A 17,536-nucleotide genomic window follows, 5' to 3' on the forward strand; every position below is an offset into this window, starting at 1 on the left:
CCGGCTGCTTATAGAGGGAAACCCGCCGCCCCGTCAGTGGCGCGGCGACAGACCCGCGATGACGAAATCGATCATCTGGTCGATGTTCGGGCCCGGCTTGGTGGCGCACTGGGCGATCATCTGGGGGTGGAAGAAGCGGATCATCGCGGTGCACGAGCAGAGCGCGGCCAGTTGCAGGTCCGGCGCCTCGAACTCGCCGGAGGCGACGCCTTGCGCGATCATCTGGCCCACGACGCCGGCGATGCACTCCATATGGGCGACGCAGACGTCCCAATCCTCCTCCATCGCGATCGCGACCATCTCGTGCAGCTTGTTGTCGCCGACATAGCGCTCGGTGTTCATGCGATGGATAGTGGTGAGCAGCTCGCGGAAGCGCTCCTTGACCGGGCCGGGCCGGGCCACGATCCGCTGCGCCTCGAGCTCGACCTCGCCCATCAGCGAACGGGCGACCGCCTGATGGATCGCCTTCTTCGATTCGAAGAAGCGATAGACGTTGGCGGGGCTCATTCTGAGCTCCTTGGCGATGTCGCCGACCGTGGTCTTCTGGTAGCCGATCTGGCGGAACAGCCGCTCGGCCACCTCGAGGATACGATCCCGGGTGTCGCCTTCGATATGTTCCGAAATAAGGGCCATCAGTCAGGACTCATCGCTCAGCACTTCATCTCACTTATTCAGCCGCTTCAGCAAGCGGAATTGCTGGATGTTCATCGCTGCCATGCTGCGGCGCGGCGGGCTGCTCGGGCGTACCGGCCTCGTCCAGGCTCTTGCGGAACCAAAGTGCATAGAGGCCCGGCAGATACAGCAGGGTCAGGAAGGTCGCGACGAACAGGCCGCCCATGATGGTGATCGCCATGGGGCCCCAGAACGCCGACCGCGACAGCGGGATCATGGCGAGGATGGCGGCGAGCGCCGTCAGCACCACCGGACGGGCGCGGCGGACGGTGGCTTCCACGATCGCCTCGCGCCGGGTCAGGCCGTGGCTGACGTCGGTCTCGATCTGGTCGACCAGGATGACCGTGTTGCGCATGATCATGCCGGCGAGCGCGATCAGGCCGAGCAGCGCCACGAAGCCGAACGGGGCATTGGCGACGTTGAGGCCGAGCGAGGCGCCGACGATGCCGAGCGGCGCGGTCAGGAACACCAGGATCAGGCGCGAGAAGCTCTGAAGCTGGATCATCAGCAGCGTCAGCATCACCATGACCATCACCGGGAAGAGGATGAAGATCGAGGCGTTGCCCTTGGCGGATTCCTCGAACGCGCCACCCGCCTCGATCCGGTAGGCCGGCTCGAGGTGGTCCTTGATCTCCTTCAGCTTCGGCGCGATCTGGTTGGTGACATCAGGCGCCTGCACGCCGTCGACGACGTCCGAGCGCACGGTGATCGCCATGTCGCGGTTGCGCCGCCACATGATCGGCTCCTCATGGGCGTACTCTATCTTGGCGATCTGCTGCAGCGGCACGGCAACGCCGTTGCGCGAGGTGATGGTGAGATCGCCGACGCCGCCGAGGTCGAGGCGTTCGGACGGGACCGCGCGGGCGACCACGCCGACCTTCTCGATGCCGTCGCGCACGGTCGTGACCTGCGAACCCGAGATCAGCATCGCCAGCGCCTGCGAGACGTCCTGCGGGGTCAGGCCCATGGCACGGGCACGATCCTGGTCGACGACGAGCTTGAGGTAAGGCGATTGCTCGTTCCAGTCGAGCTGGACGTCCTTGACGCTCTTGTTCTGTCGCATCACGTCGCGGACCTGGTAGGCGATCTCGCGCACCTTGTTGGCGTCGGGGCCAATGACGCGGAACTGGACGGGGAAGCCGACCGGTGGACCGAAGTTGAAGCGGTCGACGCGCACGCGCGCCTCGGTCAGGAAGCCTTCGGCAGCTGCGTTCTCGATCTTCGCCTTGATGCGCTCGCGCGCCTCGACGCCCTTGGCGACGATGACGATCTCGGCGAAGGCCTCGTTCGGAAGCTGCGGATTGAGGCCGAGCCAGAAGCGCGGCGAGCCCTGGCCGACATAGGCGGTGTAGGTCTCGATGTCCTTGTCGTCCTTCAGCAGCGTCTCGGCCTTCTTCACCGCCTTCTCGGTAACGTTGAAGGCGGTGCCTTCGGGCAGGCGCAACTGAAGGAACAGCTCGGGCCGCTCCGACAGCGGGAAGAACTGCTGTTGCACATGGCCGAAGCCGATGATCGAAGCGACGAAGACGCCGACGGTTGCGACCACCACGGTGATGCGGTGGTTGACGCACCATCGCACGATGGCGCGCAGGCCCCGGTACATGCGGGTCTCGTAGACCGCGTGCGGATCGTGGTTGTGGTGCGCCTTCATGTTCGGGAGCAGCTTGACGCCGATATAGGGCGTGAAGATCACCGCCACGAACCAGGAGGCGACGAGCGCGATCGCCACGATCCAGAAGATGCTGCCGGCATATTCGCCGACCGCGGAATTGGCAAAGCCGATGGGGAGGAAGCCGGCGGCCGTGACCAGCGTTCCCGTGAGCATCGGAAACGCGGTCGATTCCCAGGCAAAGGACGCCGCGCGCACGCGGTCCCAGCCCTGCTCCATCTTCACCACCATCATCTCGACCGCGATGATGGCGTCGTCGACGAGCAGGCCGAGCGCAATGATCAGCGCGCCGAGCGTGATACGGTGCAGGTCGAGCGACATCGTGTTCATGACGATGAAGACGATGCCGAGCACCAGCGGCACCGACAAGGCGACCACGATGCCGGTGCGCCAGCCGAGCGCCAGGAACGAGACGAACAGCACGATGACGAGCGCTTCCATGAAGGAATGCACGAACTCGCCGACGGCGTGCTCGACCACCTTGGGCTGGTCGGCAATCAGCTTGACGTCGATGCCCTGCGGCACGGCCTTCATGAACTCGTTGGTCGCCTTCTCGACCTCCTTGCCGAGCTCGAGAATGTTGGCGCCCTTGGCGGTGACGACGCCGATGCCGATCGCGGGCTTGCCTTCCTGGCGCACGACGAAGCTCGGCGGATCGACATAGCCATGGGTGACGGTGGCGATGTCGCCGAGGCGGAACACGCGGCCGTTGCTCTCGACCGGGGTCTCGGCGACGGCCTTGGCACCGTCGAGCGCGCCGGTGACGCGCAGCGGCACGCGTTGCGACGAGGTTTCGACCGTGCCGGCCGGCGTCACGTTGTTCTGCTTGGCGAGCGAATCGAACAGCGCCTGCGGCGTGATGCCGAGGGTCGCGAGCTTGGCGTGGGAGAACTCGACGAAGATGCGCTCGTCCTGATTGCCGTAGACGTCGACCTTGGTCACGCCGGGCACCTTCAGGAGGCGCTGACGAAAACCTTCCGAGACCTTCTTGAGCTGGGCATAATCGGCGCCGTCGCCGGTCATCATGTACAGGATGGAATCGACGTCGGAGAACTCGTCGTTGACGACGGGCCCGAGAATGCCGGACGGCAGCTGGCCCTGCACGTCGACCAGCTTCTTGCGCAAGAGGTAGAAGAGATAAGGCACGTCCTTCGGCGGGGTGTTGTCGCGGAAGGTGACCTGGAGCGCGGTGAAGGCGGGCTTGGAATAGGTCTGCACCTTCTCGAAATAGGGCAGCTCCTGGATCTTCTTCTCGATGGGATCGGCGACCTGGGTCTGCATCTCCTGCGCGGTCGCGCCGGGCCATATCACGGAGACGTTGACCACCTTCACCGTGAAGAACGGATCCTCGGCGCGGCCGAGCTTCTCATAGGAGAAGAAGCCTGCGACGCCGAGCACGATCATCAGGAAGAGAACCAGCGTCGGATGGCTGACGGCCCAGGCCGAAAGGTTGAAGCGCTTCATCGCTCTCTCCGAAAGAAGATCCAGTTGCAAATACGACAGCCGCTCTATTCAATCCGTCGTCGCGAGGCAGCGAAGCAATCCAGGGGGCTGGGCAGGTTCTGGATCGCTTCGCCGCTTCAGCCTTTGCTTAGGGACAAAGGCCGAAACTCACCTCACACGACGTAACTCTATTCCTGGTCATTCCGGGGCGCCCGAAGGGCGAACCCGGAATCTCGAGATTCCGGGTCTGGTCCTTCGGACCATCCCGGAATGACAGGAACTAGAAACTCAGCGACGACACGACCCGCACCCGCTGGCCCGGATCGAGCTTCTGCACGCCGAGGGCGACGATCTTGGCACCCTCCTCGACTCCGTCCGTGATGACGACGTCCTTGCTCTCGTAGGACTTCACCGTCACCGGCTTCAGCGCGACCGAGCCGTTGTCGTCGACGACGTAGAAGGACGGCTTGCCGCCTTCGTTGAACAGCGCCGACAGCGGCAGCCGGGCGACGCGCTCGGTTGCGGCGTCAGACAGCGTCAGCGTCGCCGTCATGCCGAGCGAGACCTTGTCGTCGGCCTCGGGCAGCGAGAACTTTGCCAGATAGGTGCGCGTGGCCGGGTCGGCCGCCGGCGCGATCTCGCGCAGCTTGGCCGCATACTTCTTGTTCGGCTCGGACCAAAGAGTGACGCTGGCGACGCCCGACTTGGCGCGTCCGACCAGCGTCTCAGGAATCGCGACGACCGCTTCCTTTTCGGCAAAGCGGGCGACACGGATCGAGGCCTGGCCCGCGGCAACCACCTGGCCGGGCTCGATCAGCGTTGCGGTGACGACGCCTCGGGCGTCGGCGTTGAGCGTCGCGTAGGAAAGGGAATTCTTGGTCAGTTCGACCGAGCGCTCGGCCCGGTTCAGGCGCGCACGGGCCTCGTCGGCGGCGGCGCGACTCGAATCCAGCTGCGCATCGGTGGTCCAGCCCTTGGCCTTCAGGTCCTTGGCGCGCTGCTCGGCGGCGGCGGCCTGGGCCAGCACACCGGTCGCGGCAGTCTGCTCGGCGACGGCCTGCTCGGCCTGGAGCTTCAGGTCGACCTCGTCGAGGGTGGCCAGCGGCTGGCCAATTTCGACCGTCTGGCCGACTTCGACCAGGCGCTTGGCAACCTTGCCGGCGACGCGGAAGCCGAGATCGCTCTCGATCCGCGGCCTGATGGTGCCGACGAAGCTGCGCTCCGGCGTCTCGGCACTATAATGCGCGGTCGCAACCAAAACCGGCCGCGGCGGCTCGGCCTTCTCGGCGACAGTATCATTGCACCCGGCCAGGGCTGCGGCCATCAGAGCCAGCGACACACCCGCCAAGAGCTTGGAATAGCTGGATAAAACCGACCGGACGAACATCGAAGGACACTCCTGCATCTCGTTTTGAGGAATGTCGACTAATCACTGACGAAAGTCAATAATCGTCAGTCATCAGGAAAGTGTGATCGTTAAGCGGTGGTCAGGATTGGGACGGCCATGTTGCGAAGGTGAGATTGTGGAGTGCGCAAGGGCTCGTCCGCGGAGCCCTGACGGCGAAGGCAGCAATGGGAGGCAAAGCTGAGCGTGCCCACCAACCCGGCCAACGTAGGGAAAGATGTTGGACACGGCGCGCAGGGGGGCGCGCCCTACAGGGCTAACGCCCCAACCGCCCCTGCTCGGCGAACTCGTGCTTGCTGTCGTGGCCGCCGACGAAGACCAAGATGCCGGCGATCAGGGGCAGCACGGCGAGGACGAGCAAACCGGTCGAGGTCTGCCCCGTGGCTTCCTTGACCCAGCCGATCAGATAGGGCCCGCCGAAGCCGGCGAGGTTGCCGATCGAGTTGATCAGGGCGATCGCGCCGGCCGCCGCCGTGCCGGACAGCCAGGCGGTCGGCAACGTCCAGAACACGCCGAAGCAGCAGAACACGCCGATCGCGGCGACCGTCAGCGCCACCATCGTCAGGGTGGGATCGGTGAGAGAGGAGGAGATGCCGAGAGCGACGGCGGTGAGCAGCAGCGGTGCACCGACATGCATGACGCGCTCGCGCGTCGCATCCGAATGCCGCGCCCACAGGACCATGGCGATGGTGCCGAACAGATAGGGAATCGCGGTAACGAAGCCGGTCTGCGCGTTGGTGAGGCCGAACGCCTTGACGATCTGCGGCAGCCAGAACTGCATGCCATAGAGCGCGCCGACGAAGCCGAAATAGACCAGGCTGAGTGCAATCACCTTCGGTGACGACAGCGCTTCGCCCAGCGAGAAGTGCTTCACCGCCTGCTTTGCCGCGATCTCCGAGTCGAGCTTCGCCTTCAGCCAGGCCTTCTGCTCGGCCGAGAGCCAGTCCGCCTTCTCCGGTCTGTCGGTGAGATAGAACCAGGTGACGATGCCGAGCAGCACGGAAGGAATGCCCTCGATGATGAACAGCCACTGCCAGCCCTTCAGCCCCATCATGCCGTCGAGCCCGAGCAGCAGGCCCGAGATCGGCGCGCCGATCACGGTCGAGACCGGAACGGCGATGGCGAAGGCCGCGAGGAAGCGGGCGCGATATTGGGCCGGATACCAGTAGGTGAGATAGAGGATGATGCCGGGGAAGAAGCCGGCCTCGGCGACGCCGAGCAGGAAGCGCAGCACGTAGAAGCTCGTCACGCCGCTGACCATCGCCATCAGTGCCGAGATGATGCCCCAGGTCACCATGATCCGGGCGATCCAGCGGCTCGCGCCGAATTTCTCCAGCGCGAGGTTGCTCGGAACCTCGAAGATGAAATAGCCGATGAAGAAGATGCCGGCGCCCCAGGAGAAGATCAGCGGGGTGAACTTCAGCTCCGCATTCATGGTCAGCGCGGCAAAGCCGAGATTGACGCGGTCGAGATAGGAGAAGAAGTAGGCCAGCACCAGGAACGGAATCAGGCGCCAGGAGATGGCGCGGATGGTCGAGGTCTCGATGCCGCTCTTGCTGGCGCTGTTGGCACCGCCGGCAGAACCGGCATAGGTGGTCTGGCTCATGGCTTCCCCCCGGGTTGTTGCTTTTCTAGGGCCGAGTGGCGGTTTTGAGCATCGCGGGCAAAGAGTCAATGGAGCGAGCAATGCGCGGGGCGCAGCCGGATCAACCTCTTGCGCCGCTCCTGACATCGCTGATCCGCGCCGCCCTCGCCGCGATGGTGATCGTCTGCGGGTTGTGCTTGCGCTGGTACGGCTTTCCGCTCGGGCTTCCGGCCTTCGTGGTGAAATATGGCGGCTCGCTCTTGTGGGCGACGATGGTGTTCTTGCTGGTCGGGGTTGTGCTGCCGAGGCTGTCGCGGATGCAGATTGCGGCCATCGCGGTGGCGATTGCGGTCATCGTGGAATTCTCCCGCCTGGTGCACACGCCATGGCTCGATGCGTTCCGGCTGACAGCGGCCGGCGCGCTGCTGCTCGGTCGCATATTCTCGCTGTGGAATCTGGTCGCCTACCTCATCGGTATCGTCGCCGGCATCTGGCTCGACAGCCGCGTCGCGAGAAACCGGATTCAGCCCCAGCCGAACACGCTCAATTCGCAACAGGCCGCGTCGACCCGCGAATGATCAATTCCGTCGGCACGGTGAGACCACGGCCGCGCTCGATCTCCTCGCCGCGCATACGCTCCAGCAGCATGGTCGCGGCATGGCGGCCCATCGCCGCGAGATCCCACGCAATCGCCGTGATCGGCGGCGTGTGCAATTCGGCGAGATCCGAATCGCTGCCGGCCACCACCGAAATCCCGTCCCCGACCGCGATGCCCATCGTTCGCAGCGCTCTCAGGCAACCGCCGAGCATATCCATCGCCGCGACGAAGAGCGCCGTCGGGGGATCGGCAAGGCTCATCAGCGACGCCGTCGCCCGATAGGCTTCTTCACTCGAGAGCACATTGTCGCGCAGCAGCCTCGGATCCGGCACGACGCCCGCCGCCGCATAGGCCTCACGAAGTCCCTCGAGGCGGCTGCGCGACGGGAAGGCCTTGGTGTCGCCGACAAGCACGGCAATTCGCCGGTGGCCGAGGCCGAGCAGATGGCCCGTAGCAAGGCGCGCGCCCTGGCGATGATCGGCTGTGACGCGATCCAGCGCCTCGATACGATCCCGGTCGATGAGCAGGACCGGCATCGGCGCCTCCGACAGCGCTTCGCGCACGTCGCGATGCTGCTCATCGGTCAGCGTCATCATCACGCCATCCACCCGGCGCCTGCGGAAAGCGCTCAACAGGGCGATCTCGACGTCGGGACGATTGGTCGTGCTCGCCAGCAGCAAGGTGTATCCGGCCTCACGCAGGACCGCTTCGGCCTCCTTGATGAACAGCGCGAAGCGCGGGATGTCGAAATCACGAATGGCGCAGGCGACGAGCCTCGACCGGCCCGCGCGCATGCTCTGGGCCGTGACGTCGACCTCATAGCCGAGATGCGCCATGGCCCTTTCGACGCGCTCGCGCAGCTCCCTGGTCACCGTGGGATGATCGTTGAGCACACGAGATACCGTGCCGATCGCGACGCCAGCCTCCCGGGCGACGTCCCTGACCTTCACGGTTTGCGATCGGCGAGCGTGTGATGCCATGCCATCTTATGAACCGGTTCACAGATCACGGCAAGCTGGCGCGCCCAATTCTGCTGCATAATTGGCCAATCTGCCTCATAGATGCCCTCGAAGGCCGAGCCATGATGAGTTATAAATGAACCGATTCATTAGCTCCACGATAGAACCCGGCACAATGGCCGTGGGCGGTGAAGCGCCGCTCGAGGGAGACCCGTCCATGCCGCAGCCCAAGATCGCCTTTGTTGGATTTGGCGAGGCCGCGCGATGCTTTGCATCGCATCTGGCGACGCGGACCGGCGCACCGATGCTCGCATTCTGTCAGGGCAAGACCAACGCACCGCCCTACTCCAAGGCCTTTCGTGCGATGGCTGCCGGTTGCGGCGTCACGCTCGCCGAGCGGCTCGAAGACCTCGCCGACGCGGACGTGATCTTTTCCGCCGTTGTCGTTGCCGTCGCGGCTGAGACGGGTGAGGCGATTTCCAGGATCATTCGTCCCGGCTCTCTCGTGGTGGACATCAACGCGGCGACCCCGCGCACAAAAAAACATGTCGCCGCAGCCGTGGAGGCGCGCGGCGGCCTGTTCGCAGATGCGAATCTGATGGGATCGGTCGACCTCTACGGCGCAGCGGTCCCGCTCTACACATCCGGCAGCGGCGCCGCACGCTTTGCGGAGACTTTCGGGCCACTGGGCTTCCGCATCGAGGTGGCCGGTGCAGACGCCGGAACGGCGGCGGCGGTGAAGATGCTGCGGAGCGTCGTGACCAAAGGCATGGAAGCGCTGCTGGTCGAGGCGCTGACCGCCGCGACGCTCGCCGGCGTGCGCGACGAAACCATGCGCGGGCTATGCGCCTCGATGGATGCCACCACGTTCAGCAAGTTCCTGGACATGTGCGTCCGCTCGGACGTGCTGCATGCCGAACGCCGTGCCGTGGAAATGGACGGCGTGGCAGCGGGCCTGCGCGAATTGGGCTTTGATCCCGTCATGACGACTGCCACGGCGGCGCGCTTGAAGGTCTCCGCGCGCCTGGGCCTGCGGGAGGAATTCGCGGAACGCTCCAGCTACTCGGCCGACGAGGTGCTGGACCGATACGCTCATGTCGTGTCCGGAGCCTCGGCCGGGTTCGAAGACAGGCCGTAGACCGGACGACGACGACGCTCACTCCGTGAGCTGAAACCGTTCGAAGCGATCGAGCTCTTCCTCGATCACACGCTTGAGCTCCCTGCGCCCCGCGGTCTTCCTGCCCGGCCCGACCCAGGTCCATTTCTGCATCAAGAGCTTCTTCGCCTGCCGGTCGGTCTTGAGATCGAGCGCGGCGACGATCTCGTCGCCGACCAGCACGGGCAGCGCGAAGTAGCCGAGCTTGCGCTTGGCCTTCGGCACGTAGGCTTCGAACAGATGGTTGTAGCCGAAGATGAGATTGGTGCGCTTGCGCTGGATGATCAGGGGATCGAACGGAGAAAGAATGTGGACGAGATCGGGCGGCGGCCCTTCGCCGCCCGCCTCCAGCGCTGCGGGCGAGGCCCAATGCTCCTGCTTGCCGGCGCCCTCGAGCGTAACAGGCACGAGCTCGCCGCGGCGGACGCGCGAGGCGATCAGGCGCGCGACCGGCTTCTTGCTCGGCGCGTCGAGATGGCAGATCGAATCGAGACTGACCACGCCCTGCGAGCGCAGCGCGCGGTCGAGCAGATAGGCCGTGATCTCCCTTGCCGATGCCGGCCTCGGCAGCTTGTCCCAGCCGAAATGACGGTTCATCAGCTCATAGGTCTTGAGCATGCCCTGGCGCTCGCTGATGGTGACGGCGCCGGTATAGAAGGCGAGTTGCAACGCGCGCTTCGACGGCTTGCGGCTCTGCCAGAGGTGCTCCTTTTCGACGAGCACGTCGTCCTCGATGTCGCGGATCGTCAGCGGGCCGGCGCGCAGCAGTCGCATCACCTTGCGCGTGTCGGCCGGCTTCACCGAACCGAACCATCTGTGTCCCTCGCGCCGGTGCTCGCGCATCGCCGGCAGGAAGAAGCGGAAGTCGGCGGCCGGCACGTAGGAGAGCGCGTGCGTCCAATACTCGAACACGCTTTTGTCGACGCTGTGGGCCTGGCGAAGATCGGCGCGGCGGTAGGACGGGATCCTGCTGAACAGGATGTGGTGATGGCAGCGCTCGATGACGTTGATGGTGTCGATCTGCACATAGCCGAGATGAGCAGTCGCGTCGGCGACGGCCTGCGCGCCCTCCCCGAACGGCGCGCGCACGTCGAGCCGCTGGGCGTGCAGCCAGATCTGCCGGGCCTGTTTGGTCGAGAGCGGAAGTGGTTTCGGGGCGCGGGGCATTGCGGAACGCAATGTAGCCGGATTCGCCGGGAGGCAAAGAAGCAGGGACACGAAAAAGCCGCGCTGCCATCTGCTGCCAGCGCGGCCATCGCGTCCGGGATCGCGGGAGCCTACTTCATCGCCATCGCCTTCTCGGCGCTCATATAATGCTTGCAGGCGCCGCGCATGTTGCCTTTGCTCATGTCGGAATTGGCCGCGGCCATCGACTTCCTCGCTGCGACCTTGCCCGGTGTGTCTTCGCCGCCCATCCCGGCAACGAGCTTGGCCATATTTGCACTGGTGCACGCCATCTTGGCGGCGGATGCGGGGGACAGCGCAAGCGCCACGAATGCCGTCGCGAGCAACAGGGTCTTCATCAATCTTCTCCTCCAGAAAGGGCAGCCGGCCTGATGCCGGCCACCACAACTGCCATTCTTCGACGGCAAGTTTTTCAGGGAGAAGACATTTCGTTGCTGCACAGCCGAATCAGCCCGCTCTCGACGTGCGGCTTTTGGGCGCTCCCCGACGCTCCCGGTCGCAACATTCTGGATGAATTCCTGTTCGCGGGCGGGGCGCGCGGGGCGACGCCCTTTCGACGATCGGGAACGGGCTTTCCGGGGTTCCCAGTTCCGCCTCAAGCCGCAGACGATCAAACCGGATCAGCGTCTCCGCGGCCAATTTCGAATGTGAGGAAGATCACATCGAGGCTTTTGAACCTCCCCTAGGCTCGCAGCATCAAATCGCCATCAGGCGTAGCAGCGAGGATTCGACAATGATCCGTTTTGATAAGTCTTTTGCATTGAAGGCGATTACTCTTTCCGCAGCCCTGTCGATGACGGCAGGGCTGGCCCTGGCCGGCGACAACAATATCTCCACCGACAAGATCCTGGACGCATTGAAGCCCAAGCCGGCAACCCGCGGCCTGTCCGTCGGTCCGCAGGCCGACACGACCGCGCAAACCAAGGAAGCGACCTTCCTGAACACGGTGCGCAACCGCTCGACCCGGTCGCTCTCGACGGGCGAGCGCGAGCAGATCGCCGAATTGGCTGCGACCAAGCCGAAGATCGATCTGGAGATCCAGTTCGATTACAACTCGGCGGACATCGCCAAGACGTCGGTGGCATCGGTGCAGGCGCTCGGCAAGGCGCTGTCCGATCCGGCGCTGAAGGGCTCGACCTTCGTGGTCGCCGGCCACACCGACGCGACCGGCGGCGAAGAGTACAATCAAGGGCTCTCCGAACGGCGGGCCGACACCATCAAGAAATACCTGGTGCAGAACTACGGCCTCAACGGCACCGATCTCGTCACCGTCGGCTACGGCGAGACCAAGCTGAAGGATGCCGCCAACGGCACCGACGCGATCAACCGCCGCGTCCAGGTCGTGAACATGGACACCAAGACCGCGGCGAAGTAACACGCGATCGTCGCGCAAGAGACACGCCGCCTGCCGCTACCCGGCAGGCGGCGTTGTCATATCCAGCTTTGAAACAGCATCAGGCGGCCGAAGGTTCGCATGGACGTGCCGATGAAGGCTGCGGAGATCGGCAACATGACCGCAAAGCCGATCGCAGCGACGCCGACATAGGCCCACAGCAGCCAACGCGGCAGCCCCTCCCGGCGCAGCACATAGACCAGCGCCAGCGACGCCGCGGTCGCGGCCGGCAGGTAGTAGTAGATGAAGCCCAGGGTACGCGGCAGCAACGCCCAGGCGAGCCAAGGACCGAAATAGAATGCCGCGATCAGGAATGCATCCCACCGCCGGACGACGATGAAATCGCGCAGCACCACAACGAGCGCGAGCAGAGCCGGCCAGAGCACCAGCGGATTGCCGAGAAAGACGATCGCAGCGACGTGGTCATCTCCCGTCTTGTCGAACAGGAACCACACCGGGCGCGCGAGCAACGGCCAGGACGGCCATGCGCTCATATAGGTGTGGCCGGCGATGGCCGTCGTGGTGTTGTCGGCGAAGATCCGCCGCTGCGCCTCGATCAGATCCGGCAGCGACACGCCATGGAGCGGCACGAAAGCAGCAAGGTAGGTCACCATCGGCAAAACCACGAAGCAGAGCGCGACGTGATGCGGCCTCAAGCCGGGCCACAGCTCCGGCCGATACCAGTCCTCCGGCTTGGCGTCGGCGAACAGCGTACGCCAGCCCTGCATCAGGCGGATCACCGCAACGATGACGATGCAGACGCCAAGTGGAAACAGGCCGCTCCATTTGCAGGCCGCAGCACAGCCGAACAAGCTGCCCGCGAGCGCGAACATTGCCTGCGGCCGCTCTCTGCGAAAACCATGCATGAAGGCGGCGGTCGCAAGCAGGCCGAAGCCGAGCGCAAAGATGTCGAGCATCGCGATGCGCGCCTGCACGTACAGCATCTGGTTGAACGCCGCAATCAGCGCCGCGGCGATCGCGGGCCCTTGCGCGGAAAACAGCGCGAGCCCGCACAGATAGATTGCGACGATCGCCAGCGCGCCGAACAACGTCGCGGGGTAACGCCAGCCAAGCGCGTTGTCGCCGAAGGTCGCGATCGACGCCGCGATCAGCTCCTTGGCCAGCGGCGGATGCATCGGATTGAGCATCGGCTGCGACATCACGGGCGCCAGCATCTGCCGCGCCGCCGGCACGTAATGCACCTCGTCGAAGACGAATTTATCCGGCGTAGTGAGACCGATCAGCAGCGCCAGATGGGCAACCAGGAAAATCGCGACAGCAAGCACTGCGCTCCGCGACAGCTTTGGAACTGCGAACGCCTCGAGGGGCTGCTGTTGAGATATCTTGCGTGGCAAATTTGCGTCACCGCGGACAAAAACAAGGATCGTCGTTTTCATTGAACGCATTCTGCCGCAACTGTCACTAAGCATAGCGCACGTCCCGCGCCGCTTGTGATAATTACGCCACATCGCAAGCGAGCGCGATCCGGTACGATCAGGGACACATCGATCGGTTGCGAAATGAATTTGCGTTTTTGGCTTTTCTCCATCCTCTCGTCGGCCGCATTGTGCGCCGGCTCTAGCGCGCAGGCGCAGACTCGCGTCGGCGAAGCCGTCGTGATCCAGAACGAGGTGGTGCGCGTGGCCGCGACCACGACGCCGATCAATGTCGGCGACAGCATGCTGCGCGACGAGACCGTGCGGACCGGCACCGACAGCGCCGCGCGTTTCGTGATGGCGGACAGCACCAATCTGTCGCTCGGCCCGAGCGCCACGCTGAAGCTCGACCGCACCGTCTTCAACGACGAGCGCAGTTATCGCGACGTCGCGATCCGCATGACCACCGGCGCCTTCCGCTTCGTCACCGGGCGTTCCGACAAGGCTGCTTACAAGATCACGACGCCGCTTGCGACCATCGGTGTGCGCGGCACCACGCTCGACATTCTCTCGCAACGCGGGCGCTCCGTGGTCGTGCTTCAGGACGGCGCGGCCAGCGTCTGCACCAAGAGCTCCCAGTGCGTGCAGCTCACCCAGCCAGGCGACACCGCGATCATCACCTCGACCGGCGGCAGGGTGAGCATCACCAAGTCCAATACGCCGCCCTGGACGTTTGCCGCCAATTGCGCCGCGAGTGCCGGACTGTGCGCGGTCAATCAGTACGCCGGCGCCTCGCCGACCATCATGCCCGCCGTCCAGGACGACGGCATGCTGTGCGGGCGCTGACGATGACGAAATACCGCTTCCGGCGCCTCATCCTCATCGGCGTGCTGACCGCATCGGCCGCGTTTGCGCTTGTCGCCTCGGGGGCCCGCCCGGCGGCTGCGCAGGCGTCGGAGTGCGGGTCCGAGTGCAGCGAGCCGACGCCTTATCCATCGCCGACCTACTCGCCCTCGCCAACGCCCTCCCCGAGTCCTGCGCCCTCACCATCGCCGAGCCCGTATCTTTCCCCCAGCCCATATCCGTCGCCGAGCCCGACACCGATCGGCGCAGCTTCCAGCGGCAATTCGATCGGCGGCCTCGCCAACCAGCGCTTCAACCAGATGATCACCAACCGGGTGCTCGGCACGGTGCTGCTCGGCGTCAACGAGCAGATCAATTGCGGCGACTGCATCAGCGCATTCGGCTCGGCCGGCTCGTTCTCCGCCGGCATCCACGGCCGCAAGGCGCTGACCAACAATCTGTCGCTGCTCGCCGGCATCGCCTACACGCATTACGACGAGGGCGGCTACAAGATCACGAGCGCACCGATCGGCGCTTTCGCGTTGCGCTATGACTTTACCGATTGGGGCTCGTCGCGGCCGTTCTTCGACGTCGGCACGATCCTGACGCCATGGGAGAAGGCGCGCTACACGCGCAGCTACGACACCAGTCTCGGCCCGGTGAGCGTGACCAGCTCGACCAACGCCTCGAACTACGCCGTCTACGGTCGCGCCGGCTGGATAAATCGCCTCTCGCCACGCGACGAGGTCGCGGCCTCGATCGAGGTCTGGCAGCTCTGGCAGCGCGTCTCCGGCTATAGCGACAGTACGGTGACGTTCAATCCATTCGACGCCAGCATCGCTGATGGCACCGACCGCACCAGCCTCGTCAAGATCGGCGGCCAGTGGACGCATCTCTTCGGCAGCAACATCGAGACAAATATCAATGGCGGCTGGGTGCAGTCGTTTGCAAGCCACAGCGGCATCGTGGCCACCGTGACCGGCAACGGCGTGGTGGTGCCGACCATGGGCAACCAGGGCTGGTTCGAATATGGCGGCCGCCTCGGCTTCCGCGTGCAAAAGGGCTGGATCGTGGATCTCTTCGCCAACGGCACGTTGGGCCCGCAGCCGGTCGGGAACACGATCCACGGCGGCGTGGGACTAAGGATCAATTATTAGGACGGAGATCTCGCCCCAGATTCCGCTGTCATGTCCCGCGAAAGCGGGACATCCAGCACGCCGCGACCCATCCGTTCAATCACTTCCGTCTCGGAGTACTGGATCGCCCGGTCAAGCCGGGCGATGACACCGATCGTATGACGAAAGCATCCGCCTCACGCCGCCGACTTGCCCTCGAAGGCCTGGCGCAGGACGGCCACGTCGAGCTTGACCATCTTCATCATGGCCTGCACCGCGCGCGCGGCCGCTGCCTTGTCCGGGCTCGACAGGAACTCGAACATCACACTCGGCACCACCTGCCAGGCCACGCCCCATCGATCCCGGAGCCAGCCGCACTGCTCTTCCTTGCCGCCATGGGCGAGGAACGCGTTCCAGACGCTGTCGACCTGGGCCTGGTCGTCGCAATGGATCATCAGCGAGATCGCGTGCGTGTACTCCATCTTCATGCCGCCATTGAGCGCGACCAGCGGCTGTCCGGCCACCGTGAACTCGACGACGAGCACGGAGCCCTCCTTGCCGGAGGGGCCGTCCGAAACGTTGCGCTGGACGTGCGTGATCTCCGAGTTCGGAACGAGTGAGACGTAGAATTTTGCAGCGTCCTCGGCATCGCCGTTGAACCACATGCAGGGCACGAGCTTGGACATCGTGAATGCTCCTCTTCAGATCTTGCTCGGATCAGGCGTTCGCCATCTCGGGCTGCAGAGGGGCTGCCGCGAGATCCATCCAGTTCACACCCCACATATGGCCGTCGGGATCCTCGAAGCTGCGGCCGTACATGAAGCTGTATTCGTCCTTCGGGCTGGGATCGGCCACCCCGCCTGCCGCCGCGGCCTTGCCGACGATATCGTCGACGTCGCTGCGACTGTCCGCGGACAGGCAGAGCAGCACCTGGTTCGAGGTCCTGGCATCCACGATCGGCTTCGGCGTGAACTGGCGGAATTTGTCGTGGGTCAGCAGCATGGCGAAAATGGTCTCGGAAAAGACCATGCAGCTCGCGGTCTCGTCGCTGAATTGCGGATTCTTGACCGCACCGACCGCCTCATAAAAGGCGGTCGCGCGCTTGAGGTCGGTCACCGGCAGGTTGACGAAGATCATCTTGGGCATCGGAAGCTCCTCGGGTGGGGTTCTGCCCAAGGACGGACGGCCAGGCCGCCATCCGACACCGCTTCCGACTAATTTTTCGGACCCCGATCAGCGGGGGTCCTGCCGCACCGAACCCCGCGCGCCGAGCAGCCTTACTTCTTCTCGTTGGGATCGCGGTGCACCGGGTCGATCCAGAGCACGGTCTCGGGCTTCTCCACCGGCTCGATGTCGAGATTGATCGCCACCGCCTCGCCGTCGCTGCGCACCAGCACGCATTCCAGCACCTCGTCCGGGCTGGCGTTGATCTCCTGGTGCGGCACGTAGGGCGGGACGAAAATGAAGTCGCCGGGACCGGCTTCCGCGGTGAACTGCAGGCTCTCGCCCCAGCGCATCCGCGCCTTCCCCTTGACCACATAGATGACGCTTTCGAGATGACCGTGATGATGCGCGCCGGTCTTGGCATCCGGCTTGATGCTGACCGTGCCCGCCCACAATTTCTGCGCGCCGACGCGTGCGAAATTGATGGCGGCCGCGCGGTCCATGCCAGCCGTCGAGGGCACGTTCGTGTCGAGCTGGTTGCCCGGAATGACGCGCACGCCGTCATGCTTCCAGCGATCATGATCGTGGTCATGGTGGGAATGCGAGTGGTCATGGCCGGTCATGGGTACTTGCCTTCTGTTGGTTCGTGCGCGGCAAACTACCCCAAAGCTGCAGCCGCAAGCCATACTAAAAATGGAACCCTCGTAGCCGCTCGGTGTTGTCATTGCGAGCAAACCGAGAGGAGAATTTCATGGGCAGCACCACTGACAAGATCAAGGGCACCGCGAACGAGGCGATCGGCAAGGCCAAGCAGGGCATCGGCGAAGCCACCGGGTCCGATCGCATGAAGGGCGAAGGCGTGGTCCAGGAAGTGAAGGGCAAGGGCCAGCAGGTCATGGGCGACGCCAAGGATGCCGCGAAGGAAGCGATGGATCGCGCTGCTGCTGCCGCAAAGCGCGCAGCGGAGTGACGC

17 protein-coding genes are annotated in these 17,536 nt (G+C 64.6%); 6 read left to right on the plus strand and 11 right to left on the minus strand.

The features are described from left to right. Positions 1 to 33: 33 nt before the first annotated feature. The 4 genes from XH96_RS30715 to XH96_RS30730 all read right to left on the minus strand — a co-directional run bounded on the left by XH96_RS30715 (position 34) and on the right by XH96_RS30730 (position 6,795). Positions 34 to 633 (minus strand): TetR/AcrR family transcriptional regulator, encoded by a 600-nt coding sequence (locus XH96_RS30715; RefSeq protein WP_061878580.1) that lies wholly within the window; start codon positions 631 to 633, stop codon positions 34 to 36. Positions 634 to 667: 34 nt separating this feature from the next. Further along, positions 668 to 3,805: an efflux RND transporter permease subunit gene (locus tag XH96_RS30720; protein ID WP_194389287.1), complete on the minus strand. Its 3,138-nt coding sequence runs from the start codon at positions 3,803 to 3,805 to the stop codon at positions 668 to 670. A gap of 259 nt (positions 3,806 to 4,064) precedes the next feature. Beyond that, a complete protein-coding gene (locus XH96_RS30725; protein ID WP_194389288.1) occupies positions 4,065 to 5,171 on the minus strand; it encodes an efflux RND transporter periplasmic adaptor subunit in 1,107 nt (368 codons plus the stop codon). Between the two features lie 274 nt (positions 5,172 to 5,445). Further along, positions 5,446 to 6,795 (minus strand): MFS transporter, encoded by a 1,350-nt coding sequence (locus XH96_RS30730; protein ID WP_194389289.1) that lies wholly within the window; start codon positions 6,793 to 6,795, stop codon positions 5,446 to 5,448. 80 nt (positions 6,796 to 6,875) lie between these two features. On the opposite strand from XH96_RS30730, the gene XH96_RS30735 reads away from it, so the two are divergent. Then, positions 6,876 to 7,352 (plus strand): DUF2809 domain-containing protein, encoded by a 477-nt coding sequence (locus XH96_RS30735; protein WP_194389290.1) that lies wholly within the window; start codon positions 6,876 to 6,878, stop codon positions 7,350 to 7,352. On the opposite strand, the gene XH96_RS30740 is transcribed toward XH96_RS30735, so the two are convergent. Then, positions 7,318 to 8,322 carry a LacI family DNA-binding transcriptional regulator gene (locus tag XH96_RS30740; protein WP_246789795.1) on the minus strand — a complete coding sequence of 335 codons (1,005 nt, stop codon included), beginning with the start codon at positions 8,320 to 8,322 and terminating at the stop codon, positions 7,318 to 7,320. The genes XH96_RS30735 and XH96_RS30740 overlap by 35 nt on opposite strands. Before the next feature lie 226 nt (positions 8,323 to 8,548). Here XH96_RS30740 and XH96_RS30745 point away from each other — a divergent pair, with 226 nt between their 5' ends. Beyond that, positions 8,549 to 9,469: a DUF1932 domain-containing protein gene (locus XH96_RS30745; RefSeq protein ID WP_194389292.1), complete on the plus strand. Its 921-nt coding sequence runs from the start codon at positions 8,549 to 8,551 to the stop codon at positions 9,467 to 9,469. A gap of 18 nt (positions 9,470 to 9,487) precedes the next feature. Here the strand turns inward: XH96_RS30745 and XH96_RS30750 are convergent, their stop codons facing one another. Both XH96_RS30750 and XH96_RS30755 read right to left on the minus strand, forming a co-directional pair. Next, positions 9,488 to 10,654 (minus strand): winged helix-turn-helix domain-containing protein, encoded by a 1,167-nt coding sequence (locus XH96_RS30750; protein WP_194389293.1) that lies wholly within the window; start codon positions 10,652 to 10,654, stop codon positions 9,488 to 9,490. Positions 10,655 to 10,764: 110 nt separating this feature from the next. Next, positions 10,765 to 11,010, minus strand: a complete 246-nt coding sequence (locus XH96_RS30755; protein WP_194389294.1) for a hypothetical protein — start codon at positions 11,008 to 11,010, stop codon at positions 10,765 to 10,767. Between the two features lie 395 nt (positions 11,011 to 11,405). On the opposite strand from XH96_RS30755, the gene XH96_RS30760 reads away from it, so the two are divergent. Continuing rightward, a complete protein-coding gene (locus XH96_RS30760) occupies positions 11,406 to 12,047 on the plus strand; it encodes an OmpA family protein (protein ID WP_194389295.1) in 642 nt (213 codons plus the stop codon). A gap of 56 nt (positions 12,048 to 12,103) precedes the next feature. On the opposite strand, the gene XH96_RS30765 is transcribed toward XH96_RS30760, so the two are convergent. Further along, positions 12,104 to 13,534 (minus strand): phospholipid carrier-dependent glycosyltransferase, encoded by a 1,431-nt coding sequence (locus XH96_RS30765; RefSeq protein ID WP_194389296.1) that lies wholly within the window; start codon positions 13,532 to 13,534, stop codon positions 12,104 to 12,106. A gap of 51 nt (positions 13,535 to 13,585) precedes the next feature. On the opposite strand from XH96_RS30765, the gene XH96_RS30770 reads away from it, so the two are divergent. Then, a complete protein-coding gene (locus XH96_RS30770; RefSeq protein ID WP_194389297.1) occupies positions 13,586 to 14,287 on the plus strand; it encodes a FecR domain-containing protein in 702 nt (233 codons plus the stop codon). Positions 14,288 to 14,289: 2 nt separating this feature from the next. After that, a complete protein-coding gene (locus XH96_RS30775; RefSeq protein WP_194389298.1) occupies positions 14,290 to 15,441 on the plus strand; it encodes a hypothetical protein in 1,152 nt (383 codons plus the stop codon). A 155-nt stretch (positions 15,442 to 15,596) separates the two neighbouring features. Here the strand turns inward: XH96_RS30775 and XH96_RS30780 are convergent, their stop codons facing one another. The 3 genes from XH96_RS30780 to XH96_RS30790 form a co-directional block, all read right to left on the minus strand. Next, the gene (locus tag XH96_RS30780; RefSeq protein ID WP_194389299.1) at positions 15,597 to 16,085 is read right to left on the minus strand and encodes a VOC family protein; all 489 of its coding nucleotides are present in this window, start codon (positions 16,083 to 16,085) and stop codon (positions 15,597 to 15,599) included. A gap of 31 nt (positions 16,086 to 16,116) precedes the next feature. After that, positions 16,117 to 16,545: a VOC family protein gene (locus XH96_RS30785; RefSeq protein ID WP_194389300.1), complete on the minus strand. Its 429-nt coding sequence runs from the start codon at positions 16,543 to 16,545 to the stop codon at positions 16,117 to 16,119. A 131-nt stretch (positions 16,546 to 16,676) separates the two neighbouring features. After that, the gene (locus XH96_RS30790; protein ID WP_024341406.1) at positions 16,677 to 17,186 is read right to left on the minus strand and encodes a cupin domain-containing protein; all 510 of its coding nucleotides are present in this window, start codon (positions 17,184 to 17,186) and stop codon (positions 16,677 to 16,679) included. A 128-nt stretch (positions 17,187 to 17,314) separates the two neighbouring features. Between XH96_RS30790 and XH96_RS30795 the strand changes: the two genes are divergently transcribed. Continuing rightward, entirely contained in the window at positions 17,315 to 17,533 is a 219-nt protein-coding gene (locus tag XH96_RS30795; protein ID WP_194389301.1) for a CsbD family protein, read from the plus strand. The last annotated feature ends 3 nt before the right edge of the window (positions 17,534 to 17,536 follow it).

This window comes from Bradyrhizobium sp. CCBAU 51765 (assembly GCF_015291725.1).
Lineage (GTDB): Bacteria > Pseudomonadota > Alphaproteobacteria > Rhizobiales > Xanthobacteraceae > Bradyrhizobium > Bradyrhizobium liaoningense.

Coding starts and splice junctions, on each gene's coding strand:
- XH96_RS30755 (WP_194389294.1), bottom strand. CDS start 11,010: ATGAAGACCCTGTTGCTCGCGACGGCATTCGTGGCGCTTGCGCTGTCC.
- XH96_RS30785 (WP_194389300.1), bottom strand. CDS start 16,545: ATGCCCAAGATGATCTTCGTCAACCTGCCGGTGACCGACCTCAAGCGC.
- XH96_RS30730 (WP_194389289.1), bottom strand. CDS start 6,795: ATGAGCCAGACCACCTATGCCGGTTCTGCCGGCGGTGCCAACAGCGCC.
- XH96_RS30795 (WP_194389301.1), top strand. CDS start 17,315: ATGGGCAGCACCACTGACAAGATCAAGGGCACCGCGAACGAGGCGATC.
- XH96_RS30760 (WP_194389295.1), top strand. CDS start 11,406: ATGATCCGTTTTGATAAGTCTTTTGCATTGAAGGCGATTACTCTTTCC.
- XH96_RS30715 (WP_061878580.1), bottom strand. CDS start 633: ATGGCCCTTATTTCGGAACATATCGAAGGCGACACCCGGGATCGTATC.
- XH96_RS30770 (WP_194389297.1), top strand. CDS start 13,586: ATGAATTTGCGTTTTTGGCTTTTCTCCATCCTCTCGTCGGCCGCATTG.
- XH96_RS30750 (WP_194389293.1), bottom strand. CDS start 10,654: ATGCCCCGCGCCCCGAAACCACTTCCGCTCTCGACCAAACAGGCCCGG.
- XH96_RS30745 (WP_194389292.1), top strand. CDS start 8,549: ATGCCGCAGCCCAAGATCGCCTTTGTTGGATTTGGCGAGGCCGCGCGA.
- XH96_RS30775 (WP_194389298.1), top strand. CDS start 14,290: ATGACGAAATACCGCTTCCGGCGCCTCATCCTCATCGGCGTGCTGACC.
- XH96_RS30735 (WP_194389290.1), top strand. CDS start 6,876: ATGCGCGGGGCGCAGCCGGATCAACCTCTTGCGCCGCTCCTGACATCG.
- XH96_RS30765 (WP_194389296.1), bottom strand. CDS start 13,534: ATGTGGCGTAATTATCACAAGCGGCGCGGGACGTGCGCTATGCTTAGT.
- XH96_RS30780 (WP_194389299.1), bottom strand. CDS start 16,085: ATGTCCAAGCTCGTGCCCTGCATGTGGTTCAACGGCGATGCCGAGGAC.
- XH96_RS30790 (WP_024341406.1), bottom strand. CDS start 17,186: ATGACCGGCCATGACCACTCGCATTCCCACCATGACCACGATCATGAT.
- XH96_RS30725 (WP_194389288.1), bottom strand. CDS start 5,171: ATGTTCGTCCGGTCGGTTTTATCCAGCTATTCCAAGCTCTTGGCGGGT.
- XH96_RS30720 (WP_194389287.1), bottom strand. CDS start 3,805: ATGAAGCGCTTCAACCTTTCGGCCTGGGCCGTCAGCCATCCGACGCTG.